We start from the raw sequence: 19,842 nt of genomic DNA, 5'->3' as shown, positions 1-19,842 counted from the left end.
GAAATTAAACAGCCTGGCACCGTTGGAATATCGGTACCAGACTGTTGCATAGATTTTTGTTTTTTCACTGTCTACTTGACAGGGTGCAGTTCAGAAGGTAGGCTGCCTTTTTTAATAGATCAGAAAGTATATCCAATTCCAGCTATTATTAGCTATTTCAGAAATAAGCTCTGTAGAAGATATGGAGAGCAGGGCAACCGCTGCGGCTGACCATTTCGATTTCTGAGGGGCACGGTCTTCAGCTAACTTTTTGCCAAGAAGAGCACTTTTTCAAGTTAGCTGAAGCCATGCCAGGCGACATAGAAAACACTGTGAAAGTGTCTTTTGCTTGAACAGATGTTGCACTTGTGTTCTTGAGTGAAAGCGACTTCTCGTAGCGGAATTCCATCTTGGCTAAAAGATAAAGGACCAAATACTCTTCTTGGTTTTTCTAACTGTGTGAATTTGAATATAAAAACAAGGTAGATAATAACTTTCAAACACTCAGGCGGATAGTTTGCTGTGAGTGTGTTATGCTAATAAGTGAAGAAAATGAACTTCCTAAGCAATACTATTGGACGTTATTTCCTTGTTAAATCTCGTTTTAGAGCTATTACAAGAGGTGATTTTATGACAGATAAACATAACCAAGGCTGGCATTTTGACAATAGTTATCAGCGCTTACCTGGCCTTTTCTATACCAGGGTACAGCCGGCAGAAGCAGAGCAGCCCGAAATCGTTTTATTCAATGAGACATTAGCTGCTCAGTTAGGATTGGATAGCAGCAAGTTGAAACAGGAGTTGGAAATTTTTGCTGGAAATCACTTGCCAGATGGCAGCATGCCAATTGCACAAGCATATGCCGGACATCAATTTGCTTCCTTTACGATGCTTGGTGATGGACGTGCGGTACTCTTAGGTGAACAAATCACACCGAGTGGTGCACGTGTTGATATTCAATTAAAAGGTTCAGGCAGAACCCCTTATTCACGAGGGGGTGACGGGCGTGCTGTGCTTGGTCCGATGATTAGGGAATATTTGATTAGTGAGGCAATGTATGGATTACGTATACCAACCACTCGCAGCTTAGCTGTTACCACTACTGGAGAAAAGGTACATCGGGAAGCACCTTTTCCAGGAGCGGTGTTAACCAGAGTGGCAGCCAGTCATATACGGGTAGGAACGTTTCAATATGCCAGACAATGGGGGGACAAACAAGATTTACAAACGCTTGCTGATTATACGATTGACCGACATTATCCGGAAATCGCAAATGATGAGAATCCCTATCTGTCCTTATTGAATAAAACAGCGGAAAAACAGGCTGCCTTAATTGCCCAATGGCAGTTAAAAGGTTTCATCCATGGTGTGATGAACACTGATAATGTAGCAATAAGCGGTGAAACAATTGATTATGGACCATGTGCCTTTATGGATGCATACGATCGGCAGACTGTTTTTAGTTCAATTGATCGTCAAGGCCGATATGCATATGGCAATCAACCAGAGATCGGTGCTTGGAATATGGCACGTTTTGCAGAATCAATGTTGATTTTAATCGACGATGTAGAAGAACAGGCACTGCCAAAGGCGAAGGCTGTGATCCAACGATATTTGAAACTAGTAGAAGAAAATTGGCTTGATGGGATGAGGGCTAAATTAGGGATTAGTGATAAAAAAGAGCAGGATGTTGTGCTGATTCAACGACTCCTTGATTTAATGGAACAGCACCGAGCTGATTTTACCAATACTTTCCGTTCACTTACTTTACAACAATTGGACACAGGGGTCAGGCTGTTTCAATCAAAAGCCTTTGACAAGTGGTATCAGCAATGGCAAGATCGATTAGCTGAACAGGCACTTTCCAAAGAGGAAGCTTATCAGCGAATGAAACAGCACAATCCTAGCATCATTCCACGGAATCATTTAGTCGAAGAAGCGATTACCGAAGCCATGTCCCATCAGAATTATCAGCCAATCCATAATCTTCTCGCTGTATGCAAAGACCCGTATGCTTATACAAAGGAACAAGCGTCTTATGCAGAAGAGCCACCAGATCAACCTTATACCACTTATTGTGGTACGTAAGGAAACACGAAGAAGCTGTCACAAAATGCATTATTTGAATTTTGTGACAGCTTTTTTTATTTGTTGTATTTTCCATTCTTTCAGTAGGTTCAAGAGATAATAATCTCTTATAGCACTAAATATTTGATACGTGAAATGCCAATTACAAACGAGCTAATTCTTGAATTCGGATTTTTTGGAAGTAAGTTGAAAGTGATTTTGATAGGACATAACTATTAAACTATTTATATATCTGTGAAAATACTTGTGGAATGAATTCTTTTCATAGATTAAGAAAGGAGTGAATCATCGGAAAAGTGCGCAACAACAAAAAATACAGTGAGGTGAAAATATGCTGAGTAGGAAAGTAAAGTTAAAATCGTTATATGTGTTTATGACGATGATACTTCTACTTGGATTACTCCATCCAGGTTTAGTATTTGCGGCGGGCTCGGCAAATACAGAAGAGGATAACGCAGAAGAAACGCCTGTGGAAGAAATAGAAGAATCTGTTGAAGCGGAAGCACCTGAGGAAACAGAGGGAAGTACAGAAGATATTGAAGAATCATTTGAAGCAGAAGAAAGTGTGGAAGAAGTAGCAGAACCTGCGGAGACGGAAGAAAATGTAGAGGAATCTGTGGAGTCTGTAGAAACGGGGGAAAATACAGAAGAAGCGGCAGAATCTGATGGAACCGAAGAGAAGACGGAAGAAGCGGAACTTCAGCCAACAGTATTTGAAGTGAATACGGTACTAGATATTACAGAAGAAACAGAAGGACTTGTAACAATCTCTGTAGATACGACAAGTGATGTAGAAATCACATCTTTAAAATGGCTAGAAGGTAACAGAACTGTAGAAGATTTTGATGGAGCAGGTCATGGGATTGACCTAGAAACGGCTTCATTCACTGTAGAGGAGAATGGAACGTATACAGTTTATGCTTCAAATGCGAAAGGTGTGGAAGCAGTATCGACTATTATGGTTGATAATATTGTTGAACCAGATCCTGAACCTGAGATTGATTTTGATTTGTATGTAGAACCAGGTACAATTTCTGAATGGGATAGTGCAAGAAGAGGTGTTCAAATTTTTGCTTATGATCTCCCTCCAAATGCAGAAGTTCAACTAATCATTCCAGGTACAGATATTGACATGATGTTGATTGCCAATTCTGATGGAAATCTTGGTGGTAACCTGACTTTTGAAGCTGCCGCAGGTACTTATTCAGTCACATTAACGCTAGGAGATGTATCAAAGACTGCTGATATAGTTGTACAAAGTAATGAAGATTACTATACGTATACATTAGAGTCAAGCGTCCATACGGAAAAGGAAGTTATTACCGAATCAGAAGCGACTGCTGAATTTTTAACAGTAACTGGGCGAGATTTTCCTAGTATGGAGTATATAGATATCATATTAAATGGTGATCATATAGAAACCATTGAAGGTGGTGGATTCATCTTCTCCCATGACTTAGATATAAGTCAATTACCTATAGGTACACATACAGTAGAGTTTGTACATCCGGCAGGTAGTGGAGAAGCAAGTTTTACAATCGTTCCTGATGAACAGGGCACATTTCCTCCTGCCGGAACATATGAAGGCAAAACACACCAAACGATTGCTGGAGGAATTGAATTTGATGAGCCTAGTGAGTATGAAGTAGCCTTAACTGTTGATGAGAATGGTATACTAACACAATTTGAAACAGAATACTTCTGGTTTTGTTCTGCTCCTGGTGAGGGCGGTACGAGTTCGTTTTCGATAACGGCAGAAACACCAATCACTGCTGATCAGCCATTTGAAATTAAGATTGGAAGTAACACACTTACTGGAACAGTTCACGCGGATGGTACTGCCTCTGGAACAGGATATGTTGGAAGTGAATGTGGTGCTAGTATCTTTGAATGGAGTGCTGAACTTGACGGAGCAGTTGATCCAGAACCACAGCCAGAAGAATTTGAAGTAGAATTAACTCCAGATACCACAGAAGAAACAGAAGGAGCTGTAACAATCACCGTAACGACAACAAGTGATGTAGAACTTACATCCTTAAAATGGTTAGCAGGTGACAGAACAGCGGAAGACTTTGTAGATGCAGGAAATGAAATTGATTTAGAAACAATGACATTTACTGTAGAAGAAAATGGTATATATACCATTTATGCCTTAAATGCAGATGGTGTTGTAACATTGTCGACCATTGAAATTAACAATATTACTGACTCAGGAGACGGAGATGGAACTGATCCGGGAGACGGAGATGGAACTGATCCGGGAGACGGAGATGGAACTGATCCGGGAGACGGAGATGGAACTGACCCGGGAGACGGAGATGGAACTGACCCGGGAGACGGAGATGGAACTGATCCGGGAGACGGAGATGGAACTGATCCAGGAGATGGAGACGGAACTGATCCAGGAGATGGAGACGGAACTGATCCAGGAGATGGAGACGGAACTGATCCAGGAGACGGAGATGGAACTGATCCAGGAGATGGAGACGGAACTGATCCAGGAGATGGAGACGGAACTGATCCAGGAGATGGAGACGGAACTGATCCAGGAGACGGAGATGGAACTGATCCAGGAGATGGAGATGGAACTGATCCAGGAGATGGAGATGGAACTGATCCAGGAGATGGAGACGACTCCGATTCTGAAGACAACACATTGCCATATACGTCAACGCATTTATTTAGCCTTCTTGCCATTGGAACGGCAATCCTATTTATTGGTTTAGCCTTGCTGATGTTTAGAAGAAAACAAAACGCTTAATAGAACGTATGGCCTCTTTGAAGAAAGGTAGATGAATAGCTTTCTTCAAGAGGCTTTTCTATCTCCTATGTGAAGATAGGGACTATCGTGTGTCCATATATCTTTATCCTTCTCTGACATAATTTAAAAGCATTTGTATTTGCATTTATTTCAACATATTTTACTCATATAAAATTAACTTTATTGAAGTCTGATAGCTTACTATGCTATTCGGGCATTTTCATTTTTTCAGGTATGCGGATGTGACGTAGGTCATTATTCAAATGGCAAGCCCAGACTGCAATTTATGGTTTATTTACATTGATGTAAAATTCCGTACTATTCATTTTGCCAAAAGCGGAACTTAATTTTCCTTCTTTGATGTAGTTTTCCATGGCCTCATTTGGCCTAAAATTGCCGATGTCAATTGACTATGGGAGTGAGGTACTAGGTCTGTCAACTGTGGTGTGGTATACTATGGTTATAGAAAAGAGGCTACGACCTGCTGGACGGGCTTAGCAGCGTTAATCAGATACTGATGTAAAGTAACGAAATTATCTAATCAAAAGGAGGGGCAGAAAACTTGTTACGATCGGTTAATGATTTACTAAATATGGCAGAGTTTCAAAGCTTTGTTGGGCGCGATGAGGAACTTCAGCTTATGCGAGGACAACTCGAAGTTGAAGAAAGGCAATGGAATACATTACACTTCCATGGATTTAATGGCATAGGAAAAAACGCCCTTCTAAAAAGATTTATGAAAATCTCCTCCGTAGCTAATATGATCTATTTAGATACGGAGAAAGGGATTCGATCACCACAACACTTTTTAGATAATATTGCTAAAAAACTATACGAGCACAACAATCGGACCAATAAAATATCTATAGACATAACAAAACCTTATACAACCTTTAATATCACTGATTGTTTGAATATTATTGCTGATAAAAATCCTCCATTTATTTTACTATTTGATTCACTCGAATTATGGAACCCCATCATGGAATGGCTGTTCGAGTCGTTTATTCCAAAATTATCAGTCAAGGTGCGATTAATTTCAGCCGGACGTGATTCACTCGAAGGTAAGTGGTTGCGTTCAAATTCATGGGACTTACTTGTTAAAAATGTCCAGCTAAAACCACTAAACAAGGAGCATGTCCATGAATACCTGAAAACTGTCGGGGTAGTCGAGCCAGCACTACGACATACGATCGTTAAGCTATCAAACGGAATCCCATTCGCTATGAATCTATGCTACAAATTGATAAATGAAAGCGGTCAGCAGATTGAAACGGCTGATTTTAAACAAATAATCAGGATTCTATGTCAAACTATTTTGGATGAGTTAGATATCTCAACGAAGCAGCGGTCTCTCTTAGACGCAGTATCTGTTGTTGGGCAATTTGATAAGGAATTACTTATGCACATTACTGGTCAGACGATTAGCTACGCTGATTTTGATCAGTTTTGTAATATCCAAATCATCACGAAAGCTAAAGAGGGCTGGAGCATACTTGATGGTATCAGAAATTGGATTCAAACCGATTTTAAAGAACACTCACCAGAGTTATTTAGTCGCTATAAAAAAAGGGCTTTGGAAGTGCTGCATAGAAGATGGAATGCTGCAGACCCACTTAAGCGTAGAAGTCTTTTTTTGGAAAACGTTTATGCTGTCGAAAATAAGCTTTTACAAGAATACTATTTTTTAGGTGACGAGACAGTTTATGATATTAGAACAGCTCTGCAAGAAGACATTGCATCTATTATGGAGATATGGAAAAATCGGCATTTGAACACACTCCAATCTGTTAACGATGGAACGGAGCAAGAGAAACTTATTCAATCTGTGTGGGAACTTGAGCCGGCAGCAATTAAGGCATTTTGGGAAAAAGATCGTATCGTTGGCTTCACTGCAATCGTTTCCCTTACCAATGAGGCTAGAAAAGTTTTCCTGAAAAATGATCTATACAGAAATTACCTCCTAAATACAAAAACAGAGGAGAATGAACGTCTCTTTTGGATCGGCGCAGCTGCAAAAAAGGATGATTATGAGGCTTTGAATGCAGTCTATCGTTATTTTTTTGAACATTTAATGGACAATTGCCTTTGTACAGTCATGTTTCCAACTGATTATGATGTTTCTGGATTGATGTCACTAGGGTTTAAAGAATTACCTTGGGGGTCCTCTGTTTCACCCTCAGGTAAAAAATTCCGTATGCTGCAAGTGGATTTTAGAGAGATATCCTTATTGCAATTATTAACAACCTCATACCCGGTCAAGACCAAGAAAAGCATCCCCATTTCAGAAGGTATTCAATGGATGAAAAAGTTGCTGCTTTCTTTTTATGATTTTGAATCCGATTCGGAGCTGTTCGAGGAGACGATGGCGATAATTGGTATTAAAAATGACGCGACCAGCGGGAAAACGATTCGGCTTTCCATTAAGGATGCTATAAAAGAAATAGGAAGTAGAACGGAAAAGGATCGAATGATGATGCGTTCGATTGAGCTGACCTATATTGACCGGATTGGTTCCAATGAAATAGCGGCAGAGCGACTGCATTTATCGACAAGTACGTATTACCGCTATGTTAGAAAAGGTATTGAAAAATTAGCGCTTCAGTTCATTAAGTAGAAGTAGTACATAAGTAAAATAAAAAGTTGCTTTTTGTTAGCAAAGTCCCTCGTGGTATACTATGATATACTTAGAAAAAAACATAAGGACTGGCGCCGTTATGAGCGAGGAATATTTTCAATTAAAACAACAGCAAGCGAAAGCTTATTTTCATATACTGTAGGCACAAATAGAGCAAGAGGATTTTACAACCAGGCTGATGGAAGACCTTCAGCAATATTATCATGCAAAAAAAGGAAAATGGGTAGATGCAGAAAAGTGGGGACAACAATCCAATCACTTCTTCCTTACACAATTAGCCAAGGCAGGACAGCTTGATTCTTACTTGTTTCGGAGTGTTTCTTATATTTATTTTCGCGACTTAGGCCGAAATATTACCTCGCCAGCACTGCAAAAGCGGATCACAGATATAACGAAAGATATCAAACAATACCTTAATAGCAACCAGCAGCAAGTATCGTTTGATATGGCAGAGCTATACCGAATCGCAGAGAAAGAATCTTTAGAGCCGGTTTTCTTTTGGCTGATTGATAAGCTCAAGTGGATTTCTGCTATGTTGCCTGAAGGTTTGGATAAAAAGGAAGCAAAGCGTAAACTGATCAAGATTATTGCCGGTGTTATTATTCATGAAATAGAAGAACTAAAAGAGCAAGCCTCGCCAAGCGTAAGGCGGGAACGCTTAGATCAAGCAGTACGAATCGGTTATTACTATGGGTTAACGTATCCGTTGATAGATGATCTTCTAGATGCTGATTTACTCACAGAGCATGAAAAGAGAGTATTTGCTTCTTTTATTCGCCAAACCTTATTAACGGGAAAGGTTAGTTCGATCAAACAAACAGATTGGCAGGAAGCGAATCAGTCGTTTATGGCAGCTGTACATCAGGAATTGGCGGAGGCATTTACTTACTTGAAAGAAAATCAATCGATCGAACGACAGCAAGATTTCTTGGAAAATGCTTATTTATTCTTTGAGGGACAAGAACAAGACCGACAGAAGCGGCTCGATCAAGCTGATTATACGAATGAACAGCTTTATCTGCCGGTGATTCTAAAATCTGCTTCCTCCCGCTTAATTGTCCGTTCTTTTCGCTCCTTTTCTGAGGATGACCGGGTAGAAGAGAACATGTTTCACTATGGGATCTATAATCAGCTGGCCGATGACTTAGCCGATCTGACTGAAGATTTAGCCAATCACAACGTAACTCCGTATACCTATTTTGTCACCTATCATCCACAGCAGCCAGAGCTGATCAATCCCTTTGCCATGTACTGGTCGGTAATCTATTACTTTATACACACGATGTATCCAGAAAAAGCAGAGATTCGGGAGATCATTTTAGACCGGGCTGTCAATGGGCTTAAGCGCTTGAGAGTAAGGCTGGGCAAAGAGCGATATCAGTCTTTTATGCAGCAATTTTCTATTGATGAGAAGTTCGACCAAACCCTTGAAAAGTTTGTTAAACGTACAAAGAATGTAGCTTTTTTTGACAAATGGATGCGGGATCAAATGTTAGAGACCTTGGGCCAAAATGAACAATCCAAACAGCAATTTCTGGCCAAAATGCAGACAACAAAGGTTCACATTGAGGGATATTTATCTATTGAATCGATGGAGAATACCTTAGAACAGGCGGCAGGTTATAGCTTGGCGGGCAGTGCTAAGCGTTTACGGCCGATTATGACCTGGATTATGGCCAAGGAAGGATTTGGTTTGTCAGAACAAATGATCCTGCCATTGGTGAAATCTGTTGAATATATGCATACGGCCTCCTTGATCTTTGATGATTTACCATCACAAGATAATGCTTTGATCAGACGGGGGAAACAGACTTTACATGCAAAATATAATCCTGCCGTTGCAGAGTTAACGGGATTATGGATGACACAAAAGGCAGTAGAGGAACAGGCGCTAATCAAGCATCAGAATCCAAGCTTAGTTTTAGAACTGATCGCCTATTCGACTCGGATTACTCAGGAGATGTGTAAGGGACAGTGGATGGATTTAGAAGCAAAAGCAAAACAGTTGAGTTTGGAAGAATTAAGGAAATTATCGGTATACAAAACAAGCCTTGGTTTTGAAGCCTCTCTGATGATGCCGCTTATTTTAGCAGGAGCTTCCGCAGATAAGAAGCAAGCTATCAAACGTTTAGCTTATCATGCTGGGATCGCTTTTCAAATTAAAGACGATTTATTAGATCTGGAGGGAGACACCGAACAATTAGGTAAACCGGCCGGACTGGATCAGCACAATCAAAGTGCCACATTTGTTACGATGTTGGGAGTAGAGGGAGCCCGCCGGGAGATGTGGCAGGATTATTTAGTTGCCAGAGACTGTTTGGCCTTTCTGCCGCCTATACCTTTCTTTCGTCAGCTTTTAGATTATTTATTGTTCCGTGATCACTAATGTATTAATAGTTGGTCATGGTTAAGTAAAAGATGAACAGCAGTAATCCGCCAAATCCAATGACATAGGCTAAGAACACCGGGTTTAATAAAATCCGGTGTTTCGCTGTTGCTGTTGTATCTTGGTCATGCTCTCCTTTCTGGTTATCCACTGTTTGACCTACCTTTAACGTATAAATCAGTGCGGCAGCCGCAACGACAATAATGAGCAAACAGGCAATCGGTAAGTAGAATGTCATGATATACACCACCTTTTTTGAATACACACTTATAACTGTAGCTTTTGGCGTTTGAATTGGTTTTATGCGTATAGAATATCTTTTTTCTTTTCTTGTATAAATGTGTTATATTAGTATCAGGTACTAATTCAAACCCTTTTTATAGGAGGCTATCATGGAAAACTTATTAAAACTTCAAGATAAAAATATTGTCATTATGGGAGTTGCAAATGAGCGAAGTATTGCTTGGGGTGTAGCAAAGTCGCTTCATCAGGCAGGTGCCAATTTAATTTTTACATATCGTAAAGAGCGTTCTCTTGCTAAATTGAACAAGGCTTTAGAAAAAAATGATATAGAAGCAAGACTTGTGCTGGCCTGTGATATTAATAGTGATGAAAGCATTCAACAGGCATTTACAGAGATTGGATCTGAAGTAGGTACGATTCATGGGTTGGTACATTCTATTGCCTTTGCCCATGCGGAAGACTTAAAAAACCGTTTTGTGGAGACAAGTAGAGAGGGATATGCATTTGCACAAGATACCAGTGCATACTCGCTCATTGCAGTAGCTCGTGAAGCCCAGCGCTTGATGACAGAAGGCGGTTCTATTATTGCAATGACTTATCTAGGAGCAGAACGTGCCGTACCGGGCTATAATGTAATGGGTGTGGCCAAGGCTGCATTGGAATCAGCGGTAAAATATTTAGCTTTAGACTTAGGCGGGCAGGATATCCGAGTTAATGCCATTTCTGCTGGAGCAATTAGAACATTAGCGGCAAAAGGTATTCCATCTTTTAATGAGATTCTGCACAAAATTGAAGCAGAGGCTCCTCTGAAGCGCAATGTGACACAAGAAGAGGTCGGCGATATGACATTAGCACTGCTCAGCCACTTATCTCGAGGCGTAACTGGTGAAATTGTCTATGTCGATTCAGGCTATAATATCTTAGGATAATCCCAAACCTCCATCAGCTACATATGTTGTTATGCGGCTGATGGTTCATTTTTGTACAATAAGAAAAATAAGTTATAACTTTGCTTACATAGTAAAACAAACACCTGGGTTTAGGACGGATTGTAGGAAGACACAGTGTTAACACCTCGCTACCATCACCCTTCAATTGATGACAAGTCTCGCTTTATTTTTCTTATCGTATAACTGCTGTAGCCACCAATCAAAACAACGGAATAAAACAAGAGATGGAGAATCATCATGAAAAAACGTTTATTATTGATAGCTTTACTGCTGATCACATTAGCAGCTATCCTTATTGTTGCCTTTGATTTCAAACCGAAATTAGCTGGCAGTTTGGCAGCTGCTTCTGAAAAAATACGAATGGACTACCAATTGCCAGATGAAATTACCGACCGATTTTGGGTGATAAGTGATATCGAATTAGAGGCAGAAACAGCCTTATTGATCGATGCAGAATCAGGTCATATCCTTTATGAATCCAATAGTGACCAAGCAGTACCAACTGCCAGCATGTCTAAAATGATGACAGAGCTGCTTGTATTAGAAGCTATTGAAGCAGGACAAATAAATTGGGAGGATGAGGTGACAGTCAGCGATTATGCCTTGGCGATTTCTAATCATCCTGGCTTTGCCAGTGTGGGACTAAGAGAAGATGAGACATATACGGTAAGGGAACTATTTGCAGCAATGGCGATACATTCGGCTAATGGGGCAACCATTGCCCTGGCAGAGACGGTCAGCGGCTCAGAAAAGGAGTTTGTACAAGCGATGAATCAAAAAGCAGCAGAATTGGGCTTAGAGCAATCTTCTTTCGTCAATAGCTCTGGATTAGATAATCATTTATTAGGGGAGTATTATTCAACAGGTTCGGCTGATGATACCAATACGATGTCAGCCAATGATCTGGCAAGCCTGGCTGTTTATTTGCTTCAGCAATTTCCAGAAGTGTTGGAGGTAATGAAACAAGCTGACTATATCAAGGGCGATCAAAGCTATCCTAATACCAATCGGATGTTACAAGGCGAATTAGCCTATAACGGAGTGGGCGGGCTGAAAACAGGTTATACCGATATAGCTGGTTATTGTTTTACTGGTACGGTAGAACGAGATGGTATACAGTTAATTTCAGTGGTCACAGGCACGTCAAGTGAAATGCAGCGTTTTGCGGATACTGCTGCATTGTATGATGAAGCATTTGCCTTAAGAGATAACTGGTAAAATAATACGAACAAAGGAAGAAGAGCCATGCAATTAAAAGGATGGATTATCTACAATGGGAATCTATATACACAGAAGTTCTCTGAACAAGTGGAATGGCTGCTCCGGACGGCCTCCCAGTTTGATATCGAGCTGGAAGCTGTGGCAAACCATGAGTTATTAGTCACGATTGATGGAGGTAATGCCAAGCTGCAGCCAGATAGGCCTGGGCCCGCACCTGACTTTGTCTTTTTTTGGGACAAAGATCTGTTTTTGGCAAGACAGCTGGAACAGCAGGGCATACGTCTGTTTAACAGTGCCAGAGCGATTGAAATTTGTGATGATAAGGCATTAACTCACCAGCAATTAGCAAATCAGGGCATACCTATGCCGAAAACGATTATTGCTCCCAAGATATATCGGTCTGTCCAAGATGACCGTCACTTAACACAAGTTATCGAGACATTAGGTTTTCCTCTGATTATGAAGGAATCTTTCGGCTCTTTTGGAGAGCAGGTATATTATATTCAAAATGAACGAACATTGCGGCAAAAGGTACACGAACTGGGGAATACTCCTTATATTTTTCAGCAGTATGTGCAATCCAGTTATGGTAAGGATGTTCGTCTGCATGTAGTAGGGGATCGTGTGGTGGCAGCGATGCTTAGAAAGGCTGAAGGTGATTTTCGGGCAAATGTAACGGCAGGCGGCAAAATGTTCCCTTATCAGCCAACAGAGGCAGAAAAAGCGTTAGCAGTGCGGTGCAGTCAATTAGTCGGGGCAGATTTTACTGGTGTTGATTTGCTGTTTGGGGCGAATCAGGAGCCAATCTTATGTGAAATAAATTCTAATGCCCATTTTAAAAATATCTATGATTGTACAGGAATTGACCTTACCAAGGCTATGCTGGGTTATATAAAGGAGCAATTATGATGAAAGGCTGGCTGATTTATAGGTGTGAGGATGCCAACAATAATAGAAGATTTATTGAATGGCTTCAATTGGAAGCAAGAGAATTAGGGATAGAGTTAGAGCTGATTTTCTATCACGATATTAACTATGGTGTGCATGAAGGGAATTTGTTTGTCAGAGCAGGTCAGGCCTCTCTGCCAGAGTTTGTTGTGATGCGTGCGATGGATCCTTTGTTATCTAAACAATTGGAGTATTTACAGATACCTGTTTTTAATAATGCTTACGTAGCAGAAATTGCCAATAACAAGGCGAAGACACATCAGCTCTTTGCCAGTTACGGCATCAAGATGGCAGACACCATGTTTGTGAGCCAAGATCAGTTTAATCCGAATCATTATCCATATCCATTTATTTTGAAAGACACAAGAGGCAGAAGCGGTCGGCAAGTCTTTAAAATAGACGACCCTGCCCAATTGCAGCCTCTTACTGCAGATCAATATATTGTTCAATCACCTGTTACGCTTGGAAAAGATTTACGAGTGTTTGTGATGGGGAACCAGATAATTGGTGCCGTTCTGCGTCAATCCGCTCAAGATTTCAAGGCCAATTATACATTAGGCGGACACATCTCATTATATACTTTATCCCAAAAAGAGAGGGAGCAGGTGGAGCAGATTATCAAGGTTTTCCCTGCTGATTTTATTGGAATTGATTTTGTGTTTGATAGCCATCAGCACTTACTGTTGAACGAAGTCGAGGATATTGTCGGGAGTCGTTCGTTAGTACAGCTGACAGATGTAAATATTGCCTCGATGTATCTTAAGCATATCGTCGGCAGACTGGGGAAAGAAGGCAAGTAAATGACAGGCAAAAAGAACAGACCTTTTTATAAAAAGGCTTGGTTTCGTGTGGTATTGAGTTTAGCAGTTATAACCGCTATATCGGCGAAAATATACGTGGATACCAATACTTTTAAGATCAATAAAGTGCCATTTCAAAGCGATAAACTTCCCGAAGGTTTCCAGCTTAAGCTGCTGCAGCTGACAGATATTCATAATCAAGTATTTCCAGATGAGAATCAACGGCTTTTGGAAGAGATTCAGCAAGCTGAAGCAGACTTGATTGTGATCACTGGGGATTTGATTGACCGCAAGACAGAAGATCTGACAGATGCTTTAACACTTGTGGATCAAATCACGGCTATCCATGACCAAGTTTTCTATGTAACAGGCAATCATGAATGGGAGAGCTGCTTTTTTGGCGGTTTGATGAATGAGTTGACGGAGCGAGGGGTGACCATTCTGCATAATCGTCATGTGACCTTATCCTATCAAGGTGTCGAAATTCAGCTGGTTGGTATCGATGACGTATCGACCGAACGTGAGAATCTAGCCGAGGCTTTTGAAGGGATAGATAAAAATCTGTATACCATCCTGCTTTCTCACGCACCAAGTGTGACACAGCACTACCCGCACGTACCTGCTGATTTGATTCTAAGCGGACATACTCATGGCGGACAGATTAGATTACCATTGATTGGTGCGTTAATTGCACCTGATGATGGTTTGTTTCCAAAGCTGGATAAAGGGATATACCCTTTAGGCGAAGAGCGGTACTTATATATTGACAGCGGCTTAGGCACCACAGGCGCTCCCGTACGACTGCTTAATCAGAGTCAATTCAGCTTAATTGAAATCAGTCATGGCTACTTTCACACATATAGACAAACACTTACACCTTATTATCGTGTAATCCGTTCTCCTTTCTTGCCTTGTTATTATTTTGACTGAATAAAGGTGCAAAGATTCGCTCCGGCCAAGCCCTTCGCTTTTCGACGTACAGGACGTACTAGTGCAGGCGTGGCGATTGTCGTCGCGACGTTAGCCTGCCATGGGGACGGCCTCAGCTAACTAAAAAAGAAAACCGCTTTTTTAGTGGATCTTCAGCTCGTCCTGTTCCCATAGGAGTCTTCGTAGTTGACCTACGCTAGGAAATAGTTCTACACTTCATGCAAGAAATAGCATCATGACTGGCTGCTCCCTAGAACTGCTTAATTAATTACTTCTGATGGAAGCATTCTATGAAGAAAAATGGACAATATCACCATCAAGTTTTTTTACTCATATGTCTACAATCGATGAAGCAACATGATGGTCCACTATCCTGAGTTATCCCATGCAGCTTAATAGTTAAGCTTGATTCATCTCTTGGAACTATCCTAACGTCTATTATCCCTTTATCATTCCTTGACGAACTAACGGAAGATGTAAGACTCCCAAACGTTGTAGAATCAAACCACAGCGATTGCCTTACTCACGATATCTGCCATACGTTGAAATATTTGCTGTTTTCTTTGTTAAGAAGTCGATCTACTTGTGTAAGTATACAGGCAGAATAAAGCTGTTGCACAATCAGTTGTTTAATTGTGCAACAGCCTCTTTTTTAGCGGACTTTTATATAAAAACGCTGACAGACTATAAGCAGAGGGGGAACCTTTCCGTGCTGACAGTTTTAGTTTGATAAAGAAAGGGTAAGAGAAGTCTGTTTGATTTGCTGCGGCTGGTCTATATCACTAAAGATAAAGGTCCATGGCATCGAGGTCTTGGCTGATAACTGGAGTCTGGAATCGGTAATCGTCAGTCTCGATAATACGTGGCTCTTCTCAAGCAGGAGTATCGTTTCTTCAGTCAGCTTGTGTGCTTGATGGTTAAAGTTATGCACCAATGCAGTCACCAGTAAGTCATTGCGATGATTGACAGCAATCCGGACGATAGAAAAAAATATTCCTTCAGAGGCCGTGTTTTTAGTTTGTTGAAAAAGTGTTTCTAATTCATGGCGATCCTTTAAACTGATGGTTTTATTCCAAGCTTCTTCAAATATTAGCTGCTGCATGATATTCACACTCCAATAAATAATTAGGTAGGTACATGTTATAAATTCGAAAAAAAGAAACAAACCGGCAGAAATGTCAGCTGTGCTGGTACTATGGCAGCAATACTGACACTTATGGAGTCATTTTTTATGGTGCTTTTTAAATATCTACTATAAATATTTTATCAAAAACTGTCGATATAAGTGCAAAGGAGGAATTTATATGCGACAGTTCATCAGAAATAGAAAGCTATCGACCAAATTATATATTGTATTATCTATTGCCATTTTGGTAATCTTGGCCAGTAGCTTCTTATTCATTACTACTATTTTAACAGGAAGTAAAGAATTGAGACAAGAACTATATGATCACCTCTACCAGTCTACATATTACTTGCTTAATGCAGATAGAGATTTGTACCAGGCAGATCAAGCTATTTTTACCGGCTTTTTTGCAGATGCAGGCGGTGCCTTTCAGGAAAATATCGAGCAAGTAGAACAAAGAATGCAGGCGGCAGAGGAGATTTTAATATATAGTCAAAACCTAGATGAAGCTATGGTTGAAGAAAGCTTCGCCAATTTTTATCAGGCGTTTAATCAATGGAAATCAGCAGCAGGTTCTTTCTCTGCAACGATAGATGATCAGAATGTCGGTGAAATGTTAATCGACATGCGGGAACAGTTTGAAACAGCTCGGAATGAAATTGATTTTCTGCAGCAGGAGATGGAAAATGAAACCGTTGTCATTATTAACAGACTAGAGGCTGATACTAATAATATTATTTGGACGACGGCAATCACGGTCATAGTATTTATTTTGTTATTAATCATACTTGGTGCCATCTTAATCAAACAAATAACCAAACCATTACATCAATTGGTCGCTGTCAATCAGCAAGTGGCTAGTGGTGATCTGGATGTCAGCATTACTGGAACAGAGCGCCAGGATGAGATAGGCAAGTTGGCTAAAAGCACTAATCAGATGGTAGAAGAATTGAAGGCAATGGTTGGCGGTGTCCAATCGATTGCACACCAAGTTAATCAACAGAGTGAAGACTTGTCACTGGCAGCAGAACAAGTAAGTCAAGGGTCACAACAAATTGCCATAACCATGGATGAGATGGCTCATGGAGCAGAACAACAGGCCGAGGCTTCCAGTGATATTTCGACAACGATGGAGTCGTTACACCGCCAGATTGCGTTGTCCGCTACAGAGGGGCAAGCATTGCAGCAATCCTCTCTGGAAATAATAAAATTATCAGAAGAAAGCGAGTCACAGCTGCATCAATCGGTTCAACAGATGCAAGACATCACCGCAGTTATGCAAACCACAGTATCAAAGGTGCAAAGCTTGGAACAACAGTCAAATAAAATTTCGACCTTGATTGATGTGATCCAGCAAATCGCCGATCAAACCAATCTATTGGCATTAAATGCTGCCATCGAATCGGCCAGAGCAGGAGAAGCTGGCAAAGGATTTGCTGTCGTAGCCGATGAGGTTAGAAAATTAGCGGAACAGGTCAGTGAATCGGTAGCAGAGATAACAAGTATTATTGGCGGTGTGCAGTCAGAGACTAAAGAAGTTGCAGTTGTTTTAGAAGGGGGCTATGCCACCGTAGAATTAGGGAATCAACGTGTTCATGCAAGTGAAGAAAGCTTTCAAACGATTCAGACGCAGATGGAAGAGATGATGATAAGGATTAATACAATAAGTGACAATCTCCAGCAGGTGCAGACAGACAGTGAACGAGTAACAGAAGCCGGTGCTGATATTGCCTCCACATCAGAAGAAGTAGCAGCAGGTATTGAAGAGAGTGCAGCAACAGCACAACAACAATCCTCTTCGATGGAGGAGATGGCTGGTAATGCCGAATCATTAGCCAACCTGTCACAAAACCTGAATCAGTTAATTGTCAAGTTCAAGCTTTAATCTGATCCCGCTGCAAAGATGATACACCATGTCCTGTCTTTGCAGCTAGTACTAGGGGCTTCTTTAATTGCTGGGTTTAATTGGAAAAACACTGCCGTTTATTTTAAAAAAGCGGCATTCATATTTATTCAGACAGAAAAGTAGAAATATTCCGATAATATACTAGTATCTAGTGCTGATTTTTTTTATACTATTAAGAGGATGTCAAAAAGTCCAATAAAAATGACATGACAAATTTCTGCATAGGAAGCATAGGAAACTTCTATGATTAGAGGAAGTTATGATATAATTTTATGCTTACATAATAAGGGGAACGATCTTGGGGGAGACAATGTGAAGAACATAGCAATTATTGGAAGCAGTGGAGGGAACCTCTATAATTTAGGCGGTAAACACCCTCAACAATTATTAGAAGAAATTGAACAACAGACAGACAGTGCTGGGATTGTCATTACGGCAATCCAGTTTATTGCTGCTTCAGAATCGATGGATACAGCAAAAGACAGTACAAAAGCGTCTATTTGGCAGAAAAGTGAACATGGGCTGTCTCCAAGTGCGGAAGGCAGCTTGGCGGAGATTAACCAACAGGCAAAACAGCTGGATCAAGCGATTGCTCAACAAATTGAAGCCGGCAAAATCGATGGCTTAATTGTCATGAGTGGGGATCCAGAGGGTGCGAACCAGCAAGTGCTGGAGGCTGCTGCAAAAACAAAGATACCGATTGTTGGAACTGGCGGCACCTCAATGGCTGCGATTGCTTCCAAAGGGTGCAGAGTTATTTCTACTTCTGGTACAACAGGAACTACTAACCGAACAAGGGCGGTATCGTTTATTACCTCGTTAAGCAAAGAATTTAAATTAACGTACCGGCCAATATTAGGCAGCGGCAAGTCGCAGGTATCAAAGGGCAGCGGGTTGCGCAATATTAATATTCGCGGGATTATGATGGCAGCATTGCCAGGCTTTATTGCCATGGCCTTGGTGCTTGCTTTAAGTAAAATCCCTGCACTTGGTTTTTTAGAGGATGTCTTTCAAGTTTTAATCGGGGCTTTACCGGTTATTATTGCGGTGATCGCTGCAAAACAAGTATCAGAATTGGATGAAGTATCGATTGTTGCCGGAGTGATAGCCGGTGTTTTATCGGTTGACGGCGGGATTATTGGTGGATTGATCGGTGGTATCATGGCTGGTTTATTAGTGAGATTCCTGTTTAAAACCTTTGTTGAATGGCGTTTTCCAATGACAACCGTTAACATTGGTGCTGGCGGGATTGCGGGCTTAATTGCCGGTTTACTGGTGTTCTATTTTATTGCACCAATTGCCTTATTTATTGGAGACGGCATTAAGCAGCTGCTTGAGATCACAATTGCCTTTAATCCAATTATTGCTGGGGCAGTGGCAGGTCTGCTTATTTGGCCGGCTATTATCGGTGGTGTCTATCATGCCGCTATTTTACCAATTGTTTTGTTAGATATGGAGCGTACCGGAGCTAGCTTTTTAGGTGCGATTGATATGGTTGGGCTTGTGATGGTAGCGGCCGGAATAAACCTGGCCAATATTATTCGTCCGCGTGATAAAGGCGAGGCAGCTGTAGCTGCACCAGGATTTGCGATTAATATGGGGTTTGGTACCTTTGTGGAATCGGCTTATCCGTTTATGTTTTCGAGCAAATGGATCTTTGGCGGGGCATTGATATCTGCCAGTGTTGGCGGTGCCTTAGTCGGTTTCTTTGATATTAGGGGAACAGCCTATGTGCCGACTTTTACTGCACCCCTGTTAGCAAATAATCCAGTTGGTTTTATCATTGCAATGGTGATCCCATGTTTGTTAGCTTTTCTAATTACACTGACGGTCAATTACTTTAACCGTAAATCGAGATAATATAAC

Annotated in this window: 13 protein-coding genes; 11 read left to right on the top strand and 2 right to left on the bottom strand. The window is 40.9% G+C overall.

Translation table 11 applies throughout. From position 1 onward, the window contains the following. Nucleotides 1–609: 609 nt before the first annotated feature. From JOD18_RS17630 to JOD18_RS17615, 4 genes are all read left to right on the top strand, one after another. Nucleotides 610–2,067, top strand: coding sequence for a protein adenylyltransferase SelO (locus JOD18_RS17630; protein WP_204670433.1), 1,458 nt, complete (start codon nt 610–612; stop codon nt 2,065–2,067). 331 nt (nt 2,068–2,398) lie between these two features. After that, nucleotides 2,399–4,828, top strand: coding sequence for a hypothetical protein (locus tag JOD18_RS17625; RefSeq protein ID WP_204670432.1), 2,430 nt, complete (start codon nt 2,399–2,401; stop codon nt 4,826–4,828). 562 nt (nt 4,829–5,390) lie between these two features. After that, complete coding sequence (locus JOD18_RS17620; protein WP_204670431.1) at nt 5,391–7,445, top strand: hypothetical protein; 2,055 nt, start codon at nt 5,391–5,393, stop codon at nt 7,443–7,445. A 199-nt stretch (nt 7,446–7,644) separates the two neighbouring features. After that, nucleotides 7,645–9,852, top strand: coding sequence for a polyprenyl synthetase family protein (locus tag JOD18_RS17615; RefSeq protein WP_204670430.1), 2,208 nt, complete (start codon nt 7,645–7,647; stop codon nt 9,850–9,852). Between the two features lie 4 nt (nt 9,853–9,856). Here JOD18_RS17615 and JOD18_RS17610 read toward each other — a convergent pair whose 3' ends face one another. After that, the gene (locus tag JOD18_RS17610) at nt 9,857–10,090 is read right to left on the bottom strand and encodes a hypothetical protein (protein WP_204670429.1); all 234 of its coding nucleotides are present in this window, start codon (nt 10,088–10,090) and stop codon (nt 9,857–9,859) included. Between the two features lie 154 nt (nt 10,091–10,244). Here JOD18_RS17610 and fabI point away from each other — a divergent pair, with 154 nt between their 5' ends. From fabI to JOD18_RS17585, 5 genes are all read left to right on the top strand, one after another. Next, the gene (fabI, locus tag JOD18_RS17605; RefSeq protein WP_204670428.1) at nt 10,245–11,024 is read left to right on the top strand and encodes an enoyl-ACP reductase FabI; all 780 of its coding nucleotides are present in this window, start codon (nt 10,245–10,247) and stop codon (nt 11,022–11,024) included. Between the two features lie 258 nt (nt 11,025–11,282). After that, on the top strand, nt 11,283–12,263 hold the full coding sequence (locus JOD18_RS17600; protein ID WP_204670427.1) for a D-alanyl-D-alanine carboxypeptidase family protein: 981 nt from the start codon (nt 11,283–11,285) through the stop codon (nt 12,261–12,263). A gap of 27 nt (nt 12,264–12,290) precedes the next feature. Further along, nucleotides 12,291–13,175, top strand: coding sequence for an ATP-grasp domain-containing protein (locus JOD18_RS17595; protein ID WP_204670426.1), 885 nt, complete (start codon nt 12,291–12,293; stop codon nt 13,173–13,175). Then, nucleotides 13,175–14,014 (top strand): ATP-grasp domain-containing protein, encoded by an 840-nt coding sequence (locus JOD18_RS17590; protein ID WP_204670425.1) that lies wholly within the window; start codon nt 13,175–13,177, stop codon nt 14,012–14,014. Before JOD18_RS17595 ends, JOD18_RS17590 begins: the two co-directional genes overlap by 1 nt. Further along, a complete protein-coding gene (locus JOD18_RS17585; RefSeq protein ID WP_204670424.1) occupies nt 14,015–14,944 on the top strand; it encodes a metallophosphoesterase in 930 nt (309 codons plus the stop codon). Between the two features lie 721 nt (nt 14,945–15,665). Here the strand turns inward: JOD18_RS17585 and JOD18_RS17580 are convergent. Continuing rightward, nucleotides 15,666–16,046 (bottom strand): SLAP domain-containing protein, encoded by a 381-nt coding sequence (locus tag JOD18_RS17580; RefSeq protein WP_204670423.1) that lies wholly within the window; start codon nt 16,044–16,046, stop codon nt 15,666–15,668. Between the two features lie 202 nt (nt 16,047–16,248). Here JOD18_RS17580 and JOD18_RS17575 point away from each other — a divergent pair, with 202 nt between their 5' ends. Next, nucleotides 16,249–17,955 carry a methyl-accepting chemotaxis protein gene (locus tag JOD18_RS17575; protein ID WP_204670422.1) on the top strand — a complete coding sequence of 569 codons (1,707 nt, stop codon included), beginning with the start codon at nt 16,249–16,251 and terminating at the stop codon, nt 17,953–17,955. Nucleotides 17,956–18,288: 333 nt separating this feature from the next. Continuing rightward, nucleotides 18,289–19,836 (top strand): PTS sugar transporter, encoded by a 1,548-nt coding sequence (locus JOD18_RS17570; RefSeq protein WP_204670421.1) that lies wholly within the window; start codon nt 18,289–18,291, stop codon nt 19,834–19,836. Nucleotides 19,837–19,842 lie beyond the last annotated feature (6 nt).

This window comes from Gracilibacillus alcaliphilus (assembly GCF_016909015.1).
Classification (GTDB): domain Bacteria; phylum Bacillota; class Bacilli; order Bacillales; family Amphibacillaceae; genus Gracilibacillus; species Gracilibacillus alcaliphilus.
Note: the sequence above shows the minus strand (reverse complement) of the source record. Positions and strands in the feature narration are given on the sequence as shown.